Annotated in this window: 13 protein-coding genes; 12 read left to right on the top strand and 1 reads right to left on the bottom strand. The window is 36.9% G+C overall.

The window, feature by feature from the left end; translation table 11 throughout:
* Positions 1–77 precede the first annotated feature (77 nt).
* Both B3P23_RS19115 and B3P23_RS19110 read left to right on the top strand, forming a co-directional pair.
* Positions 78–3,125, top strand: a complete 3,048-nt coding sequence (locus tag B3P23_RS19115; RefSeq protein WP_260947632.1) for a SusC/RagA family TonB-linked outer membrane protein — start codon at positions 78–80, stop codon at positions 3,123–3,125.
* Between the two features lie 40 nt (positions 3,126–3,165).
* A complete protein-coding gene (locus tag B3P23_RS19110; RefSeq protein WP_260947631.1) occupies positions 3,166–4,647 on the top strand; it encodes a SusD/RagB family nutrient-binding outer membrane lipoprotein in 1,482 nt (493 codons plus the stop codon).
* Between the two features lie 169 nt (positions 4,648–4,816).
* On the opposite strand, the gene B3P23_RS19105 is transcribed toward B3P23_RS19110, so the two are convergent.
* On the bottom strand, positions 4,817–5,167 hold the full coding sequence (locus tag B3P23_RS19105) for a phage holin family protein (RefSeq protein WP_045754748.1): 351 nt from the start codon (positions 5,165–5,167) through the stop codon (positions 4,817–4,819).
* A gap of 201 nt (positions 5,168–5,368) precedes the next feature.
* On the opposite strand from B3P23_RS19105, the gene B3P23_RS19100 reads away from it, so the two are divergent.
* From B3P23_RS19100 to B3P23_RS19055, 10 genes are all read left to right on the top strand, one after another.
* The gene (locus tag B3P23_RS19100) at positions 5,369–5,797 is read left to right on the top strand and encodes a DUF2147 domain-containing protein (RefSeq protein WP_045754747.1); all 429 of its coding nucleotides are present in this window, start codon (positions 5,369–5,371) and stop codon (positions 5,795–5,797) included.
* A gap of 135 nt (positions 5,798–5,932) precedes the next feature.
* A complete protein-coding gene (locus B3P23_RS19095; protein ID WP_045754746.1) occupies positions 5,933–7,180 on the top strand; it encodes an ABC transporter permease in 1,248 nt (415 codons plus the stop codon).
* 116 nt (positions 7,181–7,296) lie between these two features.
* On the top strand, positions 7,297–8,487 hold the full coding sequence (gene kbl / locus B3P23_RS19090) for a glycine C-acetyltransferase (RefSeq protein ID WP_293928796.1): 1,191 nt from the start codon (positions 7,297–7,299) through the stop codon (positions 8,485–8,487).
* A 78-nt stretch (positions 8,488–8,565) separates the two neighbouring features.
* The gene (typA, locus tag B3P23_RS19085) at positions 8,566–10,365 is read left to right on the top strand and encodes a translational GTPase TypA (protein WP_045754744.1); all 1,800 of its coding nucleotides are present in this window, start codon (positions 8,566–8,568) and stop codon (positions 10,363–10,365) included.
* Between the two features lie 297 nt (positions 10,366–10,662).
* Complete coding sequence (locus tag B3P23_RS19080) at positions 10,663–12,267, top strand: M20/M25/M40 family metallo-hydrolase (RefSeq protein WP_281047700.1); 1,605 nt, start codon at positions 10,663–10,665, stop codon at positions 12,265–12,267.
* 266 nt (positions 12,268–12,533) lie between these two features.
* Complete coding sequence (locus B3P23_RS19075) at positions 12,534–14,231, top strand: GMC oxidoreductase (protein ID WP_293928792.1); 1,698 nt, start codon at positions 12,534–12,536, stop codon at positions 14,229–14,231.
* A 127-nt stretch (positions 14,232–14,358) separates the two neighbouring features.
* On the top strand, positions 14,359–17,160 hold the full coding sequence (gene uvrA, locus B3P23_RS19070; protein WP_293928790.1) for an excinuclease ABC subunit UvrA: 2,802 nt from the start codon (positions 14,359–14,361) through the stop codon (positions 17,158–17,160).
* Positions 17,161–17,214: 54 nt separating this feature from the next.
* Positions 17,215–18,834 carry an alkaline phosphatase PafA gene (gene pafA / locus B3P23_RS19065; RefSeq protein ID WP_293928788.1) on the top strand — a complete coding sequence of 540 codons (1,620 nt, stop codon included), beginning with the start codon at positions 17,215–17,217 and terminating at the stop codon, positions 18,832–18,834.
* Positions 18,835–19,046: 212 nt separating this feature from the next.
* Positions 19,047–19,496 (top strand): RrF2 family transcriptional regulator, encoded by a 450-nt coding sequence (locus B3P23_RS19060; protein WP_045754669.1) that lies wholly within the window; start codon positions 19,047–19,049, stop codon positions 19,494–19,496.
* A gap of 143 nt (positions 19,497–19,639) precedes the next feature.
* Positions 19,640–22,423, top strand: a complete 2,784-nt coding sequence (locus tag B3P23_RS19055; RefSeq protein ID WP_293928786.1) for a TonB-dependent receptor — start codon at positions 19,640–19,642, stop codon at positions 22,421–22,423.
* Position 22,424 lies beyond the last annotated feature (1 nt).

Raw genomic sequence — 22,424 nt, 5'->3', positions numbered from 1 at the left:
TTTTACAATCTTTTATTTAGACTCGTTCTAAAGTCAAAGATATAAATTTTTACATGTATTAACTAAAAAAGTCAAGGATGATAAAATATTACTTTTCAATTTTACTGCTCCTAATAACTTATTCGTCGGAATTGTGTGCGCAGACTCATGTTACATTGGTCGGACGTGTTTTGGAGCAGCAAACTGACGAACCGATAAGAGGTGTATCTGTTTCGGTTAAAGGAAATGATCGATCAGGAGCTGTGATTACTGGTTCTCAAGGTACTTTTCGGATTCTTGCACATCAAGGACAAAAATTGATTGTATCGCATGTAGGATATTTGCCAACAGAAATTTTTATTGATAAAGATTGGTCAAATCGAGTTATTTACCTGATGAAGGATAATACATTGCTCTCGGAAGTGGTTGTTACAGGAGCACTTGGGATTAAAAGGCAATCAAGAGAGTTGGGTACATCTGCACAGACTGTCAATAATGAAGATCTTAATTTAGGAAAGGTTGTGAATCCATTGTTAGCATTGTCAAGTAAGGTTGCTGGATTGCGTATAAACGCTACAGATCTTACAACGGGCAAAACTGATCCGGGAATTCAGATCAGACTAAGAGGTACACGTTCTTTAAACCGGTCAAAAAATGACCCTTTATATGTGGTTGATGGTGTTCCACTACCGGATATAACTCGCATAAATCCTAATGATATACAGGATATCACTGTCCTTAAAGGAGCAAATGCTGCTGCACTTTATGGATCTGAAGGTGTTAATGGCGCTATTATGATCACAACAAAATCGGGAAAATCTGATAGAGGTCAAATTAATTTTAGCAATAGCACAACTTTCTCCAACGTGTTCTTATTGCCACCAGCTCAAGTGACATTTGGTCAAGGACAGAATGGAATTTATAGTCCTGTTGCTAATGAATCTTGGGGTGATAAATTTAATGGTGAAGTGCGGGATTTTGGTCTTCCGATTAATGGTGTACAACCGACTAAGCGATATGAAGTGCCTAGTAAAGATAATCGTTTAGGATTTTTTGATACCGGTATTACAATCCAAAATGATCTATCGTTTTCTGGTGGTGATACTGAAAGTTCATATTTTATGTCCTTACAGGATGTTCGTATAAAGGGAATTATTCCTGGGGATAAATCCAGTCGTACCGGAGCTCGATTTAATGGTTCTCGTCGTTTTAATAGACTGAATACATCGTTTAATGTAAATTATGTATTTTTCAAGAACAATACAACAAGTGACGGTCCTTGGCTTTCTGCTTATACTCAGCCTGCAAACATCGATTATAAAGACGCTAGAAATTGGGAAGATCCAAGTTCTCCAAATCACCCCTTAAATTGGTACAACCCAGTTGCAAGTACGAGAAACCCAATTTTCATGGCTGATAATAATAGAAATACATCGGATCAACATACTTTAAACTCAAAATTAGAATTTAATTATGAATTTGCAGATTGGTTTGATGCAACTTACAGAACAGGTCTCTATTTCCAGTCTGAGCCAGGACGTGTGACAAATCGGAAATTAACATCAAGCGTAGCAACAAGGAATATCAATGGATCTGTGAATGATACCCATTCTGGATTTACAAGATTCAATAATGATTTGATATTGAATTTCCATAAGGATTTTGGTGACTTCTCTACTAAATTATTGGTTGGTCAAAATGTCAGAATGGACGACAGAAAACAGATAAATGTAAGTGCATCCAACTTATTGTTTGAAGATATCTATAATCAGGGGTCTAGAACTGGAGAGTTAACTGGAGGTTCTACAATAACAAAATACCGTTCATTGGCAACATATGGAGAGTTTACCGCGGGTTATAAAAATTATTTGTTTTTGACTTTGACAGGAAGAAATGATAAAGTTTCTGTTCTCGATCCCAATAATAATAGTTACTTCTCACCAGGGATAAGTTCTTCTTTTGTGTTTACAGATGCAATCGAAAGTCTGAAGAATAACAGGGTATTAAATTATGGACGAGTTTATTCATCTTACAATAAGACGGGCAACGTTACATTGGATCCTTATAGATTAAATCTAACCTATAGTCAGACTGCAGGATTTCCCTATGGAAGTTTGGTTGGATTTACGCCTTCTCTTTCAGAACCTAATTTGTTAATTAAACCCGAGTTTGTAAAGTCTTATGAAGTCGGACTTCAACTTGGATTCTTTAATAATAGATTAAGTACTGATATTGCTTATGCACATTCCGATTCTGATGGACAGATTTTTAATGCGGGCATATCAAGTGCAACAGGTTTTAATTCTACCATAGTCAATGCAGGACAAATGATCAATAAAACTCTCGAAGTTATGATCAATGGAACTGTAATTAAAAATGATAAATTGAAGTTAGATTTAGGCTTTAATTTTAGTTACACAGATACTAAAGCCAAAAATCTATTTGCAGGGGATGAATTTAACATCTTTAGACAAGCATATGCTCTAAAGGATCATCAGTATCCAACACTTCGCATGACCGACTTTTTGAAAGAAGATGGTAAAATAGTGCTAGATAAGGATGGAAACGTTATTCCTTCAGATGAAGAGGTTGTATTGGGTACGATGGTTCCTCCATATCTTTTTGGTTTTTCCACAAAACTGTCTTATCAGTCATTTACTCTAGGTTTTCAAATAGATTCAAGATTAGGAAGCTGGATGTACTCAGAAGTATTTCCAAGAATGTATGCGGCTGGAACACATATAGAGACGGTGAAATATGATAGACAACCGTTTATCATGCCTAATTCGATGATTCGCCTTGCTGATGGAAGTATTGTGGACAATACCGATGTATATTCAAAAGGTGACAAAGCTTGGTGGACTGCTTATGGCAATATCCAGACAACTACTGCTGCAAAAGCTGACTATTTGAAATTAAGAGAGCTTTATGTTGGATATGATTTGCCAGCAAAGTTTTTAGCAGGACAAAAATTGTTTAAAAAAGCAAGTATAGGTTTTGTTGGTAACAACTTGTTCATCATTAGACATTCTTCCAATAAAATTGGTGATCCCGAAGCACTGTATAATCAAACGGACGGTTATTCTAGTTTTAGACAAATCCCAACTTCGCGATCAATGGGATTCAATATTAATATGACTTTTTAAAAATACGATAATGAAATACAACATGATAAAGATAGGGTTGATGAGTTTTTTATTATTCGCATCGACCTCTTGCAAAGATTTTTTAGATGTAAATGTTAATCCGAATTCACCAATTAAGGAAAACTTAAGTTTGAATGCCAAACTTCCTGCGGCATTGGTGACATCAGCTGCCTATGAAGCTACTCAATTAAACCTGATCGGTGGTCTTTGGGGAGGATATTGGGGTACTTCAAATGAAGGAATTAGTTCTTTCGGATCTCTTAAAATGTATAATGGTCCAGCCATTAGAGATACTCGTGATGGATTAGCCGTTTGGGAATCGACATATAATAATCTGTTTTATTATAAAGAAATATTAGAACAAGCGGAAATAGAAGATGCTCAATTTTATTCAGGAATAGCCAAGATTATGATGGGCTACCACTTCTTTATCCTTGTTGATTTCTATAATAATGTGCCTTATGAGGATGCCTTAAAAGGATCTGCGATTTTGCACCCAAGCTATGAATCTGGAAAAGATGTGTACAAAAAATCTATAGATCTGATTACTCAAGGTATAGAATCCATTAAAGTTGCGTCTTTGCTTCCGGCAAATGATGATGTATTATTCAAAGGGAATAAAACGAAATGGGCAAAATTTGGAAATACGCTGAAATTAAGAGCGTTGTTAAGACAGTCTGAAGTTGCTAGTCAAGCATCCTATATTACTGAGGAAATCGCTAAAATTGTACAGGAAGGTTCTGGTTTTTTAGAAGAAGATGCTAGTGTAAATCCAGGTTTCTTGAATACAGCTTCGAAGATAAATCCATTTTACGAAACCTACTATCGTAATAATTCTGGAGTGGCTGTAGCTAATTATGCGAATATACGTCCTAGTCAATATCTTATTGGAAAATATAAAGAGTTCAATGATCCGCGATTGGGGCAAAATTATGTGAGCATAAATGGAGATTTTAAAGGGGTTATTTTCGGTGAAAATATGATAAAAGATGAATATGCAGCAGTTAATACTTCAGCTTTAAAAGGACCAAATGAAAATGGAAATCAACCCGCTGGAATCATTAAATCTTTCAATCAGTCTATTGTTCTAATCTCTTTGGCAGAATCTAATTTCTTACGTGCAGAAGCGGTTGAAAGAGATTGGATAACAGGTATAGCAAGTCAGTTGTATCAAAGTGGTATACAAGCATCGTTTAATTATTTATTCAATGTTACTCATTATAATATACAATCTTATATCAATCAGACTAATGTGAATTATGCGTCTGCGACGAACAAGATCGAGCGTATTATCACACAGAAATGGTTATCCTTAAATAATATTAATAACATTCAATCATGGAATGATTTTAGAAGACTGGGATATCCTAACTTTCCTAACTCCGTGTCTTCTCCAGTACCTAATGGGTATCCATTGCGTTTTATGTATCCTGAAACAGAGATCAATACGAATAACCAAAATGTAGTGAGCCAGGGAGACAATGGAGTTTTGACCAATAGGGTATGGTGGGACGCGAATTAAGTATTTCTGATTAAAAAATATTTTCCTAATGAATAGCCGGAGAGATTGTGATCGGGTGATTTTACCTTCTAGATGGGGGAGATTAAATAAAAAATGAAATACTTCCTATATGAATACAAAAAGCCAATCGTAATCGATTGGCTTTTTGTATGTTGAAAACATTTAATTTCTAATCAGCTTTACTTGGGAAAATATTTCCAATGATCATTTCAAGTACAGCTACAACAATAGCAAAGAGTGCTGCTGTCCAAAAACCTGACACATCAAATTTGGAACCTAATAGGGAATCGGTTAATAAAATCATAAGAACAGTAATGATAAAAGAAACCAGACCCAAAGTCAACCAATTTAATGGAAAGGTGAACAATCTTAAAATAGAACCAACTGTTGCATTAACAAATCCAATAACAAGACCTGTAATGATAGCCCAAAGAAAGCTAGCAACATGTACTCCCGGTGAAATGTAGGCTGCTATTGCAATCACTACACCTGTAATAAGTAGGCTAATAATGAATTTCATGATAGTTATAATTTTAGTTAATTCCTGACAAATTTATAACAAATGCGGTGCCAAATAAGAAACAATAGGATATCATGATTATTGATTGTAGTTTATAAAAATGTTTTCCTAATATTAGGCTGATCATATTTAATTTCATTATGTTATGCAGGCATAATATATTTTTCGTAAATTCACATAAACAATTATAATATAGACAGTATGAAAAAAATAATTATGATGCTCATGATGGTCTTTACATCAGTAGCAATTTTTGCCCAATCTGATCCTATTATTGGTAAATGGCAAAACCCTAGTGGGGAAGGAAGAATCGAAATCTATAAAAAAGGTGATAAGTATTATGGTAAACTATATTGGTTGAAGGAACCTAATGATGCTCATGGAAATCTCAAAAAGGATGTGAAAAATCCTGAAAAAAGCTTACAAAGTAGACAGATTCAAGGATTGGAAATCTTAACTAATTTTTCGAAAGACGGAAATTCTTTTGTGGATGGTAAAATCTATGATCCAAAATCTGGAAAAACATATAGCTGTAAGATGACACTACAAGGAGCAGATAAGCTCGATATACGTGGTTATGTTGGGGTGAGCTTATTTGGGCGGACAGAAACTTGGAAAAAGATTAATTAATACTTTAGGTAAAAAAGAAAAGCGTCACTTTTTAAGGGCGCTTTTCTTTTTTGAGGTCTTAATTTTTTAAAAACATTGTATAATTAATTTAATAGCAGTAATTTCAGCAATCTAAATACTAACAATACAATTGCTATGGCTGTTAAGATGTCCTATTCAGAGAATATAAAGCTTGCTTTGCAATCTATTGTGAGCAATAAGCTGCGGACATTTTTGACGGCACTCATTATTGCGATCGGTATCACTGCTCTGATTGGCGTGCTTACATCCATAGACGCCATTAAGTCCTCGCTGACAGATTCTTTTTCTTCAATGGGCTCTAACTCCTTCAATATCCGAAACCGTGGTTTAAATGTACGGATCGGTAATAGTGGGGAGCAGTCAAAGGTATACTCTTCCATTACCTATCGTGAAGCTGCCAGTTTTAAAGAGGCATTTAAATTTGATGCGGTTACTTCGATTAGCGTCAATGTTTCTTGGGCTGCAACAGCAAAATATAAATCAGAAAAAACAAATCCTAATATTGGTGTGATCGGTTCAGATGAATCCTACCTAAAAACATCTGGATATAGTGTCGCATTAGGTCGTAATTTCACTAATCGTGAGGTTTATAATGGTAGCTCCGTCGTCATGATTGGTGACGAGATCTATCAAAAATTATTTAAAGGAACAATCAACCCCATCGGAGAATTTATGACGATCGGTGGCGTTCGCTACCAGGTGATCGGGGTATTGAAAAGTAAGGGGTCTAGTGCAGGCATGGGTGCCGATAAAGCCTGTCTTATTCCTTTGCTAAAAGCAAGGACAGTAATGGGTGGGCAGAACCCTTCTTATACCATTACGGTATCGGCCAATGATCCTATTCGGTTGGAAGCTGCTGTCGGAGAGGCGACCATTGCTTTTCGAAATATTAGAGGATTGACAGCCAAACAGGCATCCGATTTTGAGATCACGAAATCAGACGCAGTTGCCCAGATTTTATTGCAAAATATGGTGATTGTAACGATGGGAGCGGTAGTTATTGCATTGATTACATTAATAGGTGCCTCCATTGGTTTGATGAATATTATGTTGGTATCTGTTACTGAGCGCACACGTGAGATCGGTATACGTAAAGCAATTGGAGCTACACCCTCTGTGATACGAAAACAATTTTTAATCGAAGCGGTCGTCATCTGCCTGATCGGTGGAGCAGCAGGTATTCTGTTGGGTATCGTCATAGGGAATGTCTTGGCATTACAATTAGGGGCTTCTTTTATTGTTCCATGGAACTGGATTATATTAGGTTTTACTGTCTGTATCCTTGTTGGAATGCTCTCAGGTTATTATCCCGCTTCTAAAGCATCAAAATTAGATCCTGTGGAAGCTTTGCGTTATGAATAATGAAATTTGTGCAAACGGTTTCACATGCTATTGAGGCATTAATAACATAAACTTCATTTATACGTGGAGTAAATACTCTTTTAAAATCTTATTATTGTATAAAATTTTGAATTATTATGTATAAAACTCTTCAACCTGCGTTGCAGAAAGAATTAGCAGCTATCAAAGAAGCTGGTTTGTATAAAGAAGAACGCGTAATTACTACGCCCCAAGGTGCTGATATTAAAGTGAGCACTGGTGAAGATGTCATCAATTTTTGTGCAAATAACTATTTAGGATTATCATCACATCCCAAAGTGACAGAAGCTGCAAAAAGAGCAATTGATTCACATGGCTATGGTATGTCTTCAGTACGTTTCATTTGTGGAACACAGGATATTCACAAAGAGTTGGAGGCAAAAATTTCTCAATTTTTAGGAACAGAAGATACCATTTTATATGCAGCGGCATTTGATGCTAATGGCGGTGTTTTTGAGCCATTATTTGGAGCTGAAGATGCGATTATTTCTGATGAATTGAATCATGCTTCAATCATTGATGGTGTTCGTTTATGTAAAGCACAGCGTTTCCGTTATAAAAATGCAGATATGGCAGATTTGGAAGCGCAATTACAAGCTGCTTCTGGAGCACGTCATCGTATTATTGTGACTGATGGTGCCTTTTCTATGGATGGATCAGTAGCGCCCTTAGATCACATCTGTGATCTCGCAGATAAGTACGAAGCATTGGTGATGATCGATGAATCACATTGTACTGGTTTTGTTGGAAAAACAGGCCGTGGAACTCATGAATTATACCATGTAATTGATCGCGTTGATATCATTACTGGAACATTGGGTAAAGCATTGGGTGGAGCATCTGGTGGTTTTACATCTGGTCGTAAAGAAATCATTGATATGTTGCGTCAGCGTTCTCGTCCCTATTTATTTTCTAATACATTAGCACCAGCGATCGCGGGAGCTTCTGTCGCGGTATTGGATATGTTGAGCGAGACGACAGACTTACGTGATAAATTAGAATCAAATACGGTATATTTCCGTGAAAAAATGACAGCAGCAGGTTTTGATATTAAGCCTGGATTCCATCCTATTGTCCCTGTAATGTTGTATGATGCAAAATTGGCTCAAAAATTTGCAACAAGAATGCTGGCTGAAGGAATTTATGTAATTGGTTTCTATTACCCAGTGGTTCCACAAGGAAAAGCGCGCATTCGTGTCCAAATTTCAGCAGGTCATGAGCTTAGTCATTTGGATAAAGCAATAGCTGCATTCACGAAAGTTGGAAAAGATTTAGGTGTAATCAAATAAAATACACATAGTTATATGAATTTATGGTGCAAAATACTTATCTTTGCACCCTGAATTTAAAACAAATTTACTTGCTGGATGCAAAATATTAGAAATATAGCGATTATCGCTCACGTCGATCACGGTAAAACTACGTTGGTAGACAAAATCTTACACTTCACAAATCTTTTTAGAGATAATGATGGTACAGGTGATTTAATTCTAGATAACAATGATCTAGAGCGTGAACGCGGTATTACAATCGTTGCTAAAAACGTTTCTGTTCAATACAAAGGTGTAAAAATCAACGTTATTGACACTCCTGGTCACGCCGATTTCGGTGGTGAGGTTGAGCGTGTCTTGAAAATGGCTGATGGTGTTGTGTTATTAGTAGATGCTTTTGAAGGCCCTATGCCTCAAACACGTTTCGTTACACAAAAAGCTTTAGCATTGGGTTTGAAGCCTTTAGTTGTTGTCAATAAAGTTGATAAAGAAAACTGTCGTCCTGAAGAAGTATATGAGAATGTATTTGATTTATTCTTTAGCTTAGATGCTACTGAAGAGCAATTGGCATTTCCAGTATTATACGGTTCTTCTAAAAATGGTTGGATGTCAACAGATTGGAAAGAGCCAAAAGAAGATGTATCTGAATTATTAGATGCAATCATCTCTCACTTCCCACCATCTCCTTTTTACGAAGGAACGTTACAAATGCAAATCACATCGTTAGATTACTCTACTTTCGTAGGTCGTATTGCTATTGGTCGTGTTGCACGTGGAACAATCAAAGAAAATCAACCTATTTCACTGATGAAACGCGATGGTAAAATCGTAAAATCTCGTGTGAAAGAGTTACATACATTTGAAGGATTAGGTCGTCGTCGTGTTACTGAAGTTGCTTGTGGTGATATCTGTGCTGTAGTTGGTATCGAAGGTTTTGATATCGGTGATACAATTGCTGATTTTGAAAACCCAGAGCAATTAGAGGTTATCCATATCGATGAGCCTACGATGAACATGTTGTTCACGATTAATAACTCTCCTTTCTTTGGTAAAGAAGGTAAATTAGTTACTTCTCGTCACATCCATGATCGTTTACAAAAAGAATTAGAGAAAAACTTAGCGTTACGCGTAGTTCCTACTGATTCTCCTGATGCTTGGTTAGTATATGGACGTGGTATTCTCCATTTATCTGTATTGATCGAAACAATGCGTCGCGAAGGTTATGAATTGCAAGTAGGTCAACCACAAGTTATCTTGAAAGAAATTGACGGCAAGAAATGTGAGCCAATTGAAGTATTGGTCGTTGATGTTCCTGCTGAAGTTTCTGGTAAAGTAATTGAATTGGTAACACAACGTAAAGGTGAGTTATTGATTATGGAGACTAAAGGTGAAATGCAACACTTAGAGTTCGAGATCCCTTCTCGTGGTATCATCGGTTTACGTAACAACGTATTGACTGCTACTGCTGGTGAAGCTGTTATGGCGCACCGTTTGAAAGGTTACGAGCCTTGGAAAGGTACAATCCCTGGACGTCAACATGGTGTATTGATCTCTTTAGATAAAGGTACTACAACAGCTTACTCGATCGATAAATTGCAAGATCGTGGTAAATTCTTCGTTGATCCAGGAGTGGATATCTATGAAGGACAAATCTTAGGAGAGCATATCCGTGATAACGATTTAACAATCAATATCGTTAAAGCGAAACAATTGACTAACATGCGTGCATCTGGTACAGATGATAACACTCGTATTGCACCAGCGATCAAATTCTCTTTAGAAGAATCAATGGAGTATATCCAAGGTGACGAGTATATCGAGGTTACTCCTCAATCTATCCGTTTACGTAAGATTTACTTAACTGAAGGTGAACGTAAAGTGAACAAAAAATTCTAATAACATATTAGAATCTAAATATTAGGAAGCCTCCGATTTATCGGAGGCTTTTTTTTTGTAATTCCTCAGTCTGCTTAGGCATTTATCATGATGGGGGCAAGTATAATGGTAGTTTTTTATCCATAAAATATGGAGATCATGCTAAATCCGTTTCATCGTTGTTTCAACATTTTGGAAAATTGATGTATTGGGTATGGTTAATGCTTTTGTAATAATATGAATGCAAACTAGCTATTGTCAATATAAATTTCGATTTTTATTAAACCGTATTAAATAAAACCTACACAATAAATTTTTATGAAAAGAAGTAATTTCACATATATTTTATCAAAAAGAGTCTTATGTTGTGCCTTAGTTTTAAGCTTTGTACTGGTGGAAAATGGATTTTCCCAAGGCCGTTTTCAACAAGATAAGCAGGTGTTAGAGCCTATTGTACAAAAAATTGTTACCGAAGCCAATGATCATTCGCAATTAGAATCACTTGCTTTTGAACTGTTGGATGTGGTGGGGCCGCGATTAGTGGGTACACCTGGTATGACCCGTGCTAATGAATGGGCATTGGCAAAATTTGAAAGCTGGGGTATCTCCGCTAAGAATCAAAAGTTTGGAGAATGGAGGGGATGGGAACGAGGTATTTCGCACATTGATATGGTAACTCCAAGAGTGAAGTCACTAGCAGGGACACAGTTAGCGTGGAGCCCTAGTACAAAGGGTAAAACGGTACAAGGGGAAGTAATTGCTATACCAGATGTCAAGGATTCTATATCATTTCGAAATTGGTTGCCTGCTGTTAAGGGAAAGTTTGTGATGATTTCAATGCCCCAACCTACTGGTCGTCCAGATCATAATTGGGCTGAGTTTGGCACAAAGGAATCTATTGAAAAGATGAACAGATCTCGAGATTCTTTAACTGTACTGTGGAACAATCGTATTCAAGCTTCTGGTGTATCAGCTAATACTATTCCTTCCCTATTAGAAGAGGCAGGGGCAGCAGGAATACTGACCAGCAATTGGTCAAAAGAATTTGGTGCTAACAAAATATTTGGTGCCAGATCCTATAAAGTTCCTTCTTTGGATATCTCATTAGAAGATTATGGCATGTTATACCGTCTTGCTGAAAAGGGAATTAAACCCAAGATCAGTGTTGAAACAGCTTCAAAAGATTTGGGAAATGTGCCCTCCTTTAATACCATTGCTGAAATTAAAGGAACTGAGTTTCCAAATGAATATGTAATCCTTTCTGCGCATCTTGATTCTTGGGAGGGTGGCTCTGGTGCTACAGATAATGGAACTGGAACTATTGCTATGATGGAAGTGGCGCGTATTTTAAAAAAAATCTTACCTAATCCCAAGCGAACTATTTTAATCGGTTTATGGGGAAGTGAAGAACAAGGATTGAATGGTTCTCGTTCATTTGTATTGGACAATCCTGAAATCGTAGAAAATACGCAGGCAGTTTTCAATCTGGATAATGGTACCGGTCGTGTAGAGCGAATCAACGGCTCTGGTTTTGTGCACGCCTATGACTTTATGTCGCGTTGGATGGCAGCTGTACCAAACGCGGTTACCAAAGATATTAAAACTGAATTTCCTGGATCTCCAGGCGGAGGCGGATCTGATCACTCTTCATTTGTCGCTGCAGGAGTTCCTGCATTTATGTTGAGCTCTTTATCTTGGGGTTATTTCAGTAATACTTGGCATACCAATTTGGATACCTATGATAAGCTCGTGTTTGATGATTTGAAATATAATGTTATTCTGACTGCTGTGATGACTTATAAAGCCTCAGAAGAGCCTCAATTGGTCAATCGTGAACAACGTGTGCTTCCTGTAGGACGTGACGGCAAACCGGGTGTATGGCCGCCTATTAGGCAGCCAAGGAGAACTGGAGTTGGGTATTAGGTAATGCAACATATTAGGACCATATTAAATAAAAAAAAATTAAAACCTCTGATTTAAATTTTTTATAATATTACATTACAGAGCATGATCATACGATCTTCTCTTGAAATATAAACGGCGTATTACTTACAAGTTTTTATTGCGACAGAATTTTTTATAGATTATACTGATTTACAGATTTATATTTATTCATTAGATTTGGATTTGTTTAGGATATAGTGTAGAGATTATATACCTTTAAAATCAACCACTACCTAAATTTATAAATGAAAAAAAATAATTATTTTGATGCTATTGTAATTGGCTCTGGAATTTCTGGAGGATGGGCTGCAAAGGAATTCTGTGAAAAAGGGTTAAAAACATTAGTGTTGGAACGGGGGAGAGACGTCAAACATATTAAAGATTACCCTACCGCTTATATGGATCCTTGGCAATTAGAGCATATCAATCAATTGCCGTTAAAAGAAAGAGAAAAAAATCCAATCGCGTCAAAATGTTATGCTTACAAAGAAGATGCGAAGCATTTTTTCACTTCTGATGATGAACAGCCTTACATTCAGGAGAAGCCTTTTGATTGGATAAGAGGTTATCAAGTAGGTGGTAAATCGTTAACTTGGGCCAAGCAAACACAAAGATGGTCGGCATATGATTTTGAAGGTCCAGCGAGGGATGGTTTTGCTGTCGATTGGCCTATTCGCTATGCCGATATAGCACCTTGGTATAGTTATGTGGAGAAATTTGTCGGAATTTCAGGTAATTTAGATGGAATTGATGCGATGCCAGACGGTGATTTTTTGCCAGCATGGGAGATGAATCAAGTGGAATTAGAGATTCAGCGAAACATCCAAAATAAATATTCTGACCGTTACGTCATTGCCGGAAGATGTGCCCATCTCACCAAACCAAAACAGATACATATCGATCAAGGTCGAACATCATGTCAAGCTCGAAATCTCTGTCAGCGAGGTTGTCCTTTTGGTGGATATTTTAGTTCCAATGCATCAACCTTACCTTGGGCTCAGAAAACAGGTAATCTTACGCTAAGACCCCATTCTGTTGTTGATTCTGTAATTTATGATGATCAGTTAGGGAAAGCAGTGGGAGTTCGCGTCATCGATTCCGAAACCAATAAAAGTCTAGAATTTTATGCTAAAGTAATCTTTGTAAATGCTTCTACGATAGCAACAAACCAAATTTTGTTGAACTCTACTTCGAAAAGATTTCCTCAGGGAATTGGTAATGATAGTGGTATTTTGGGTAAATATATTGCTTTCCACAACTATTTAGGATCACTTAGTGCTACTTTTGAAGGTTTTGAGGACAGCTATTATTATGGAAGAAGACCAACACAACCGATCATACCTAATTTTAGAAATGTTGCAAGACAGGAGATGGATTTTTTACGAGGATATGCTTCATTTTTCGGTGCGCATCGAGGTCGATCCTCTGCCGTTGAATTAGAAGATCAAGTGGGAGGAGCTTTTAAAGATGAGTTATGCACTTTGGGAGGATGGAAAATTGGTATGATGATGCAGGGCGAGACTATTCCACAAGAAAAAAACCATATCCGATTAAGTCTTGATAAAACAGATAAATATGGCATCCCACAGGTTATTACGGCAATAGCATATGCTGAAAATGATTTTAAATCCCGGGATGATTTCTTTCAACAGGGAGCAGAAATGTTAGAGGCTTGCGGAGCAAAAGATATCTTGACTCATGACAGTGGCCAGAACCCTGGGTTGGATATCCATGAAATGGGAGGAGCGAGGATGGGTTTGAATCCTAAAACCTCCATTTTAAATAAATGGAACCAAATGCATCAATGTCCTAATGTTTTTGTGACCGACGGAGCCTCTATGGTGTCGACAGGTACCCAAAATCCATCATTGACTTACATGGCATTAACTGCAAGAGCAGTCAATTATGCGGTTGAACAAATGAAAAAAGGAATTATAGAATAACTTTTTTATTAAGAATTTGTAAAATATTGGGCTTTTCTTAGTCCATATTATTAATAAGGATTTTTAAATCCTTATTTTTGTTTTTATCTGTATGTCAGATTGAAACAAATTAGATTGGAATTTATAAATGGCGAAGACACAGGATAATAGTCCGAAAAATTATATTCAAATAAAAGGGGCAAAAGTCAATAATTTAAAGAATATTGATGTCGATATCCCCAAAAATAAGCTGGTTGTTATAACAGGTATGTCAGGCTCGGGAAAATCTTCTTTAGCTTTTGATACTTTGTATGCAGAGGGACAGCGTCGTTATGTCGAGAGTCTATCGTCTTATGCCCGCCAGTTTATGGGAAGGATGAACAAACCTGAAGTAGACAACATCAAAGGTATTGCTCCAGCGATTGCAATCGAACAACGGGTGATTACCAGCAATCCACGTTCTACCGTCGGTACCTCGACAGAAATCTACGATTATCTGAAACTATTATATGCACGTATCGGGAAGACCTATTCTCCCGTATCCGGACAACTCGTGACAAAAGATACGGTTTCGAGTATTGTTGATTTTGCTACTTCTTTAGAAGAAGGAACTTCCATTACGATTTATGCACCTTTAATACCGACCAATGATCGGAAATTGAAAGAAGAGCTCTCTTTATTATTGCAAAAGGGTTTTGTGAGGATCAAGTATCAAGGTGAATTGCAGAAAATAGAGAGTATTATCGACAATAAGAAGGTCGAAAATAAAAGTATTAAAGAAGGAGAGATCGAGATTGTTACAGACCGTGTTCGCATCGAATCGGATGATGATACGTTAAACCGCCTTTCAGATTCCATTCAGACGGCTTTATTTGAAGGAAAAGGAAATTGTTCAATTGATGTCGAAGGTGAATTGCATCATTTCTCCGATCGCTTTGAATTGGATGGTATTTTATTTGAAGAACCAACCGCCAATTTCTTTAGTTTCAATAACCCATATGGGGCCTGTCGTCGTTGTGAAGGTTACGGTAAGGTTATTGGTATTGATCCAGATCTCGTTATCCCTGATAAAAGCCGATCCGTATACGATGGTGCAATCGCACCTTGGAGAGGTGAGAAGATGGGAGAATGGCTGCAAGCATTGATCAAAGTTTCTTTAAAATTTGACTTCCCGATACATCGTTCCTATTCCGATCTAACAGCAGCACAAAAGAAAATTCTTTGGACAGGAAATAAATATTTTGCGGGTTTAAATCAATTTTTCAAAGAACTTGAAGAGCAGACTTATAAGATTCAATATCGCGTCATGTTATCACGGTATCGTGGTAAAACAGATTGTCCCGAGTGCCATGGTTCGCGTCTCCGTCATGATGCTACTTATGTTAAAGTTGGCGATCAGTCCATCACGGATATCGTTTTGATGCCTTTGGATAAAGCTTTGGAATTCTTTCAAAGATTAGAACTAAAAGGAAATGACCTTTTGATTGCGAAACGCTTGTTGTCAGAAATTGAAAGTAGGTTGCAGTTTTTATGTGATGTTGGTTTAAGTTATCTGACGCTCAACCGTCTTTCTAATTCGCTTTCCGGAGGTGAATCTCAACGGATCAACTTAGCCACTTCATTAGGGAGTTCATTAGTCGGCTCGATCTACGTATTGGATGAGCCAAGTATTGGTTTACATCCACGCGACACACAAAGGCTTATCGGGGTATTGAAATCACTACGTGATATTGGAAATACCGTTATTGTAGTGGAGCATGAGCAAGAAATGATGGAAGCAGCCGATTATTTGATTGATATCGGTCCGGAAGCGGGAGTGAATGGTGGAGAATTGGTTTTTGCGGGGCATTACAACGAGATCCTTAAAGATAAAAGAAGTTTAACCGGAAAGTATCTCAGTGGTCAGGAAAACATCACTATTCCTACCAAAAGACGGTCTTGGAATAATTCCATTACCGTTAAAGGTGCACATGAAAATAATCTACAAGGCATCGATGTTACTTTTCCTTTGAACAATTTTACTGTTGTTACTGGTGTTTCAGGTTCTGGAAAAACATCTTTAGTAAAAAGAATCTTATATCCGGCTTTACAGAAAGCGATCGGAAACTATTCTGGTGAGCAAACAGGTGTCTATGACGGTATTGAAGGTGATATCGAGCAGGTAGAACAAATAGAAATGGTCGATCAAAATCCGATCGGTCGTTCCTCTAGATCCAACCCGGTTACGTACGTGAAGGCATGGGATGAGGTCAGAGCCCTATATTCAAATTTACCAGCTGCCAAAGCCGAAGGTCTGAAACCTGCTGCATTTTCATTTAACGTAGAAGGTGGTCGTTGTGATGTCTGTCAAGGTGAAGGCGAGGTGAAGATCGAGATGCAGTTTATGGCAGACATTGTATTGCCATGTGAGGCTTGTGATGGAAAACGTTTTAAACAGCATGTACTTGATGTTCAATATAAAAGTAAATCTGTCTCGGACATTTTAGCATTAAGTGTCGATGAGGCTATTGTATTCTTCTCCGATCAACCTAAGATCTTATCCAAACTACAACCTCTACAAGATGTTGGTCTTGGCTATGTAAAATTGGGACAATCTTCCAGTACGTTATCTGGAGGTGAGGCACAGCGGATCAAATTAGCGTCGTTTTTGATTAAAGGAAACAACAGCAAGAAAACACTCTTCATATTTGATGAACCGACAACAGGTCTTCATTTTCATGATATCAAAAAACTATTGAAATCGTTTGAGGCATTGATTAATTTGGGGAATAGTATTTTGGTTATCGAACATAATATGGATATGATTAAATCCGCAGATTGGGTTATTGATATCGGTCCAGAAGGTGGTGATAAAGGAGGAAAATTAGTTTTTGCAGGACTACCAGAAGACTTAGTCAAATGTAAAGATTCTTATACAGGGCAATATTTGCAAACGCATTTAACGAATTAATTTTACATTTATAGCCTAAACAAAATAAAAGACATGATTAAAAAAATGTTAATAATGATGTGCGTAGGGTTGAGTAGTTTGACAACCTTTGCACAGTCGCCAGAACGTCCAAAATTAGTCGTTGGTCTTATGGTTGACCAAATGCGTTGGGATTATTTGTACCGATTTGCTGAACGTTATGGTGAAGGTGGTTTCAAAAGACTGTTGAATGAAGGATTTTCTTGTGAGAACACATTGATTAACTATATCCCTACTTATACCGCAATTGGGCATAGCTCGGTCTACACGGGATCGGTACCCGCGATTCACGGTATTGCTGGTAATGATTGGATTATGGAGCAGACGGGCAAACCAATGTATTGTACGCAAGATGACAATGTCATCGGTGTAGGGACTACGGAATCCGAAGGAAAACAATCGCCTCGTAATCTTCTTGCTTCTACCATCACAGATCAACTGAAATTAGCAACCAATTTTCAATCTAAAGTGATTGGTATTGCGATCAAAGATCGTGGAGGTATCTTGCCCGCAGGTCATTTTGCTGACGCTGCTTATTGGTTTGAGTCCAAATCTGGTAATTGGATTACCAGTAATTTTTACATGGACAAATTGCCAAATTGGGTAGCAGATTTTAATAAGAAAAAATTGGCTGAAAAATATTTAAAACAGGATTGGAAACCTTCTTATCCGTTATCAACCTATACGTCAAGTATTGCCGATGATAATATTTATGAAGGAAAATTTGCTGGTGAAGCGAGTCCAACATTACCACGGGCGACATCCAAATTGATGGAGACTGAAGGTTATGAATTGATCAAAACGACACCTATGGGCAATACATTGACTTTAGATTTAGCCAAAGCAGCGATTGAACATGAAAAACTGGGTAATAATCCTACCAAGAACACAGATTTTTTGTGTGTCAGTTTATCTGCAACTGATTACGTGGGACACCGCTATTCGCTTTCTTCTGTCGAGATTGAGGATATTTATTTAAAACTGGATCATGAGTTGGCTGATCTTTTCAATTATTTGGATAAGACAGTGGGTGCTGGCAATTATACATTCTTTCTAACGGCGGATCATGCTGCATCTTATAATTCGCGTTATTTTATGGATATGAAGGGAAATGGTGGATATTTCCCAAGCAGACAGATTATTACGGCATTGAATGAAAATCTGAAAGCTAAATTTGGTCAAGAAAAATTGGTTAAAAGTTTAATGAATTACCAAGTTCATTTGGACAATGAAAAAATTGAAACTTTAAAACTTGATGAAGAAGCGATCAAAACGGATATCATCAAGTATTTGAAAAAACAAGATGGTGTTGCATTTGTATTTGATATGTCAAAAGGAGATGCGTTGCAGGCGCCAATGGCTATTCGTGAAAAAGCTATAAATGGATACAATATAAAACGTAGTGGTGTTATTCAGATTGTGGTAGAACCGCAATGGTATGACGGTACACCTCGTTCTACAGGTACAACACATGGTACTTGGTCGAGTTTTGATTCTCATATACCACTAGTATTTATGGGATGGGGTATCAAGCATGGGGTGTCTAATAAAGCAGTTAACGTAACTGATATTGCACCTACACTCGCGGCATTATTGCATGTCATGGAGCCTAATGGTAGTATTGGTACACCTATTGTAGAAGTGCTAGGGCAGTAGTACTGCTTCTAGTGCTATATGGTAAATAACATTTATTAAAGTTCTGCTACACGATATTTATTAATAGCAAACCGTGTCTGATAATTGAAAAACAATCATCAGACACCGATAAAAAACACTCAAACGAATAAATTTGTTTTTATATACAATGCAATTAAAATTGTAAATAGAACAAATTTATCTAAGTTTGTAGATAAATTTGATTTAAGAGTATGCTTTCTAAAAAGACAAAATATGCAATTAAAGCCTTAATGGTTTTAGGTAGGAACTACGGAAAAGATCCGATGCAGATCGTAAAAATTGCGGAGGAAGAAAATATTCCGAAGAAATTTTTAGAACAGATATTGTTAGAAATGCGTAATGCAGGAATTTTATATAGCAAGAAAGGCGCAGGCGGTGGATACAGTCTGAATAAAGCACCTGAAGATGTTTATCTATCACAGGTGATGCGGTTGATTGATGGCCCTATTGCTTTATTACCTTGTGTGAGTCTTAATTTTTACCGTTCGTGTGATGAATGTACTACAGAACATGCTTGTGGTATACGGGATACTTTTGTCGAAGTCCGTAATGCGATGCTACAAATACTAAACGATACGAGTGTTGCGAGTTTAATTAATAAAGAAAAACAATTAAACTTGGACATAACAGAAGAGCGCTAGTTAAATTAAACATATGATAAAAAAGGTCGAATTAGTCAACTAATTCGACCTTTTTTATTTTTAACGAAAATTTAACAAAAATCATACGATTAAATCGTATTTAAACTATATCTTTAGTTTTTAATAATTATAAACCAAACCTAATGGCCAAACTCTATTGGAGCATAGTACTGCTGTGCTCATTTATGATGACCAATTCAGCGCAAGCACAAACAAAAATATCGGGAGAGATTGTTGATTCGAAGGATGGGGGAAAACTCGGAAAAGCTGCTGTTGTGTTATTAAATGCTAAGGACTCTGTACTAGTAAAGTTTGTGAGAACAAAAGAAAACGGAGATTTTAGCTTTCCAAAAATAGATACTGGATCGTATCGATTTATTGTATCTTTTCCTCAATATGTTGATTTTGTAAAGGACATTAAGGTAGGTCAAGAGACTATTGATTTTGGACCTATTAAATTGTCAAAAGCAGCTTTACTGTTAGAAGAAGCACAAGTAACTGGTCGCATTCCTATTGTTATTAAAGGAGATACAGTAGAATATGATGCCGGTAGCTTCAAAGTAGAGAAGGATGCAAAAGTGGAAGATCTTTTAAAGGTTCTGCCAGGTATGACCATTGACGCAAATGGAAAAATCACGGCCAATGGAAAAGAAGTGAAAAAAGTTTTATTGGATGGCGAAGAGTTTTTTGGTGATGATCCAACACTCATCACCAAAAATATCCGGTCGGATATGGTCAGTAAAGTGCAGGTATACGAAAAGAAATCAGATTTAGCTGACCGTACAGGTGTCGATGATGGTGAACGGACACAGACTATTGATATCAAACTAAAGGCTGATAGCAAAAAGGGAATGTTTGGACAGGCTACCGCAGGGGGTGGTACCGATAATTATTATGGTGGAAAAGTGATGGCCAATAGATTTAGTGGTAATCAAAAGATTGCTGTATTTGGTATTTCAGCCAATGACGGTATGGTGGGGTTGGGCTTTGAAGATGGTCAGAAATATGGTGTAGGTGGATCTGGTAATGTCGAGATGATGGATGGCGGAGGTATTATGATTTCGGGAGGCGATGGTTCAGATGGTGGATTTGATGGTAATTATTACGGAGGTGGAGTACCAAAAGCACTTAATTTTGGAGCTAGTTATTCCGATAAAACAGCCAATGATAAGCATAAGATCAATGTTAACTACAAACGCAATCAACTTAATGTCACGAATACGAGTACTTACCTTGCACAGAATAATCTTCCTGATCAAGCACGTATTGACAATTCCAAAACAAATTCTGATAATGAGAGCCGGGTAAATGCTGCTAATCTGCGCTATGATTATAAATTAGATTCCTTGACCGACATGACTGTGAAGATGGGGTTTAATAAATCACAACGCGATAATTTTTCTGAGACATTTGGTGGACAGCAGACGATAGAGGGGGATACAATCACTCAAACGAACGCTCGAAATAGAGTAAAAAGCGATCAAGAGAGATTCAATATAGATCTTTTGCTCACCCGTCGTTTTAAAAAAGAAAGAAGATCGTTGACTGTAGCTCTAAATACAAATACTAATCAAAGCGATGGTAAAACAAATTATTTTTCAGGAACCTATTTTAAGGTGAAAGATAGTACGGCTACAATTGATCAATTTAAGCGTGATAAAAATAAAAATACCAACTTTGGGGCATCGATGACGTTTACCGAACCTTTGTCTAAAAGGTTAACTGCTTCTCTCGGATATTCATTCCTTAACAATACATCAGAAACCTTAAATCAATCTTTTGATCAAGACCCCGTCACTGGTGAATATACGGTATTAGATGAGCGCATCCTTAATGATTTTGATTTTACGAGTATAAAAAATGGATTGAATACTTCTCTTAATTATAAGGATAGTAAGCTGACCGTTAATTTGAGTAATCAATTGGATTATGAGGATGTGAAGCGAGCATATAATAATTTGGGGACCACACTTCAACGTAATCAAACGTCTATTCGACCAAGTTTTTCTGGAAATTATAAAATAACCAAAAGCAAAAGCATTTATTTTAGGTATTCGGGTAGAACGGTACAACCCTCACTTACGCAGATTGAGCCATTAAAACAAAACTCACAGCAATTGGTACAGTATTTAGATAATTTTGATTTAAAAGCCGGCTTTAATAATAATTACTCTTTAGAATTTAATTCTTATAAGCAGCTTAAAGATCAAAGTATCTATGTGTATTTAAATGGTTCACAAGGGATCGACAATATATCGAGTCGGGTGACCTATTATGCAGATGGTAGGCAGGATATTAAATATGTTAATGTTGATAAGGCGAGCTGGAATATATACGGGGGTACAGGATATCGATTTGTACTGCATAAAAAATGGGGATTAAATTTGAATCTTGGGGCTAACATTGATTATTATAGTCAGTACAGCTATTTATCAATCGGTAGAACAGAGCCTCAGCTAAATCAAAATGAAAGTTTGAATCTCTCTCCTAGCATAGGGCTTAATCGTTCTAAAGCTAATAAAATGGATTTTTATATATCAATTAGTCCAGGGGTTGAAAATCTAAGCTCTTCTTTACAGCCGGAATTAAGTAGAACATCTTTCAAAATGAATACGTTTGGTAGAGCAACATATTATCTACCAAAGGATTTTAAAATATCATTGGAGGGGCGTCAAAATTATAAGAGCGCAACCCAAACCTTGGAATCGATCAATATTGTCAATATGAATGGTTATATATCTAAAAAGTTCTTTAAAGATAAATCATTAGAAGCACAACTTTTTGTCAACGATATCTTAAATAAGAATAGTGGTATCAATCGGTATCAAAGTGGAACATCCTTTATTCAGTCCAGCAATGAAGTGTTGCATCGCTATGGCATGTTGAAAGTGATTTATAATTTTACAACTATGAAAGGAGGAAAATAAG

This window comes from Sphingobacterium sp. UBA6320 (assembly GCF_002440335.1).
In the GTDB taxonomy this organism is placed as follows: domain Bacteria; phylum Bacteroidota; class Bacteroidia; order Sphingobacteriales; family Sphingobacteriaceae; genus Sphingobacterium.
Note: the sequence above shows the minus strand (reverse complement) of the source record. Positions and strands in the feature narration are given on the sequence as shown.

What these genes read in the sequence shown, in the direction of transcription:
- B3P23_RS19115 (WP_260947632.1), top strand. Translation starts at nt 78, where the DNA reads ATGATAAAATATTACTTTTCAATTTTACTGCTCCTAATAACTTATTCG.
- B3P23_RS19110 (WP_260947631.1), top strand. Translation starts at nt 3,166, where the DNA reads ATGAGTTTTTTATTATTCGCATCGACCTCTTGCAAAGATTTTTTAGAT.
- B3P23_RS19105 (WP_045754748.1), bottom strand. Translation starts at nt 5,167, where the DNA reads ATGAAATTCATTATTAGCCTACTTATTACAGGTGTAGTGATTGCAATA.
- B3P23_RS19100 (WP_045754747.1), top strand. Translation starts at nt 5,369, where the DNA reads ATGAAAAAAATAATTATGATGCTCATGATGGTCTTTACATCAGTAGCA.
- B3P23_RS19095 (WP_045754746.1), top strand. Translation starts at nt 5,933, where the DNA reads ATGGCTGTTAAGATGTCCTATTCAGAGAATATAAAGCTTGCTTTGCAA.
- kbl (WP_293928796.1), top strand. Translation starts at nt 7,297, where the DNA reads ATGTATAAAACTCTTCAACCTGCGTTGCAGAAAGAATTAGCAGCTATC.
- typA (WP_045754744.1), top strand. Translation starts at nt 8,566, where the DNA reads ATGCAAAATATTAGAAATATAGCGATTATCGCTCACGTCGATCACGGT.
- B3P23_RS19080 (WP_281047700.1), top strand. Translation starts at nt 10,663, where the DNA reads ATGAAAAGAAGTAATTTCACATATATTTTATCAAAAAGAGTCTTATGT.
- B3P23_RS19075 (WP_293928792.1), top strand. Translation starts at nt 12,534, where the DNA reads ATGAAAAAAAATAATTATTTTGATGCTATTGTAATTGGCTCTGGAATT.
- uvrA (WP_293928790.1), top strand. Translation starts at nt 14,359, where the DNA reads ATGGCGAAGACACAGGATAATAGTCCGAAAAATTATATTCAAATAAAA.
- pafA (WP_293928788.1), top strand. Translation starts at nt 17,215, where the DNA reads ATGATGTGCGTAGGGTTGAGTAGTTTGACAACCTTTGCACAGTCGCCA.
- B3P23_RS19060 (WP_045754669.1), top strand. Translation starts at nt 19,047, where the DNA reads ATGCTTTCTAAAAAGACAAAATATGCAATTAAAGCCTTAATGGTTTTA.
- B3P23_RS19055 (WP_293928786.1), top strand. Translation starts at nt 19,640, where the DNA reads ATGGCCAAACTCTATTGGAGCATAGTACTGCTGTGCTCATTTATGATG.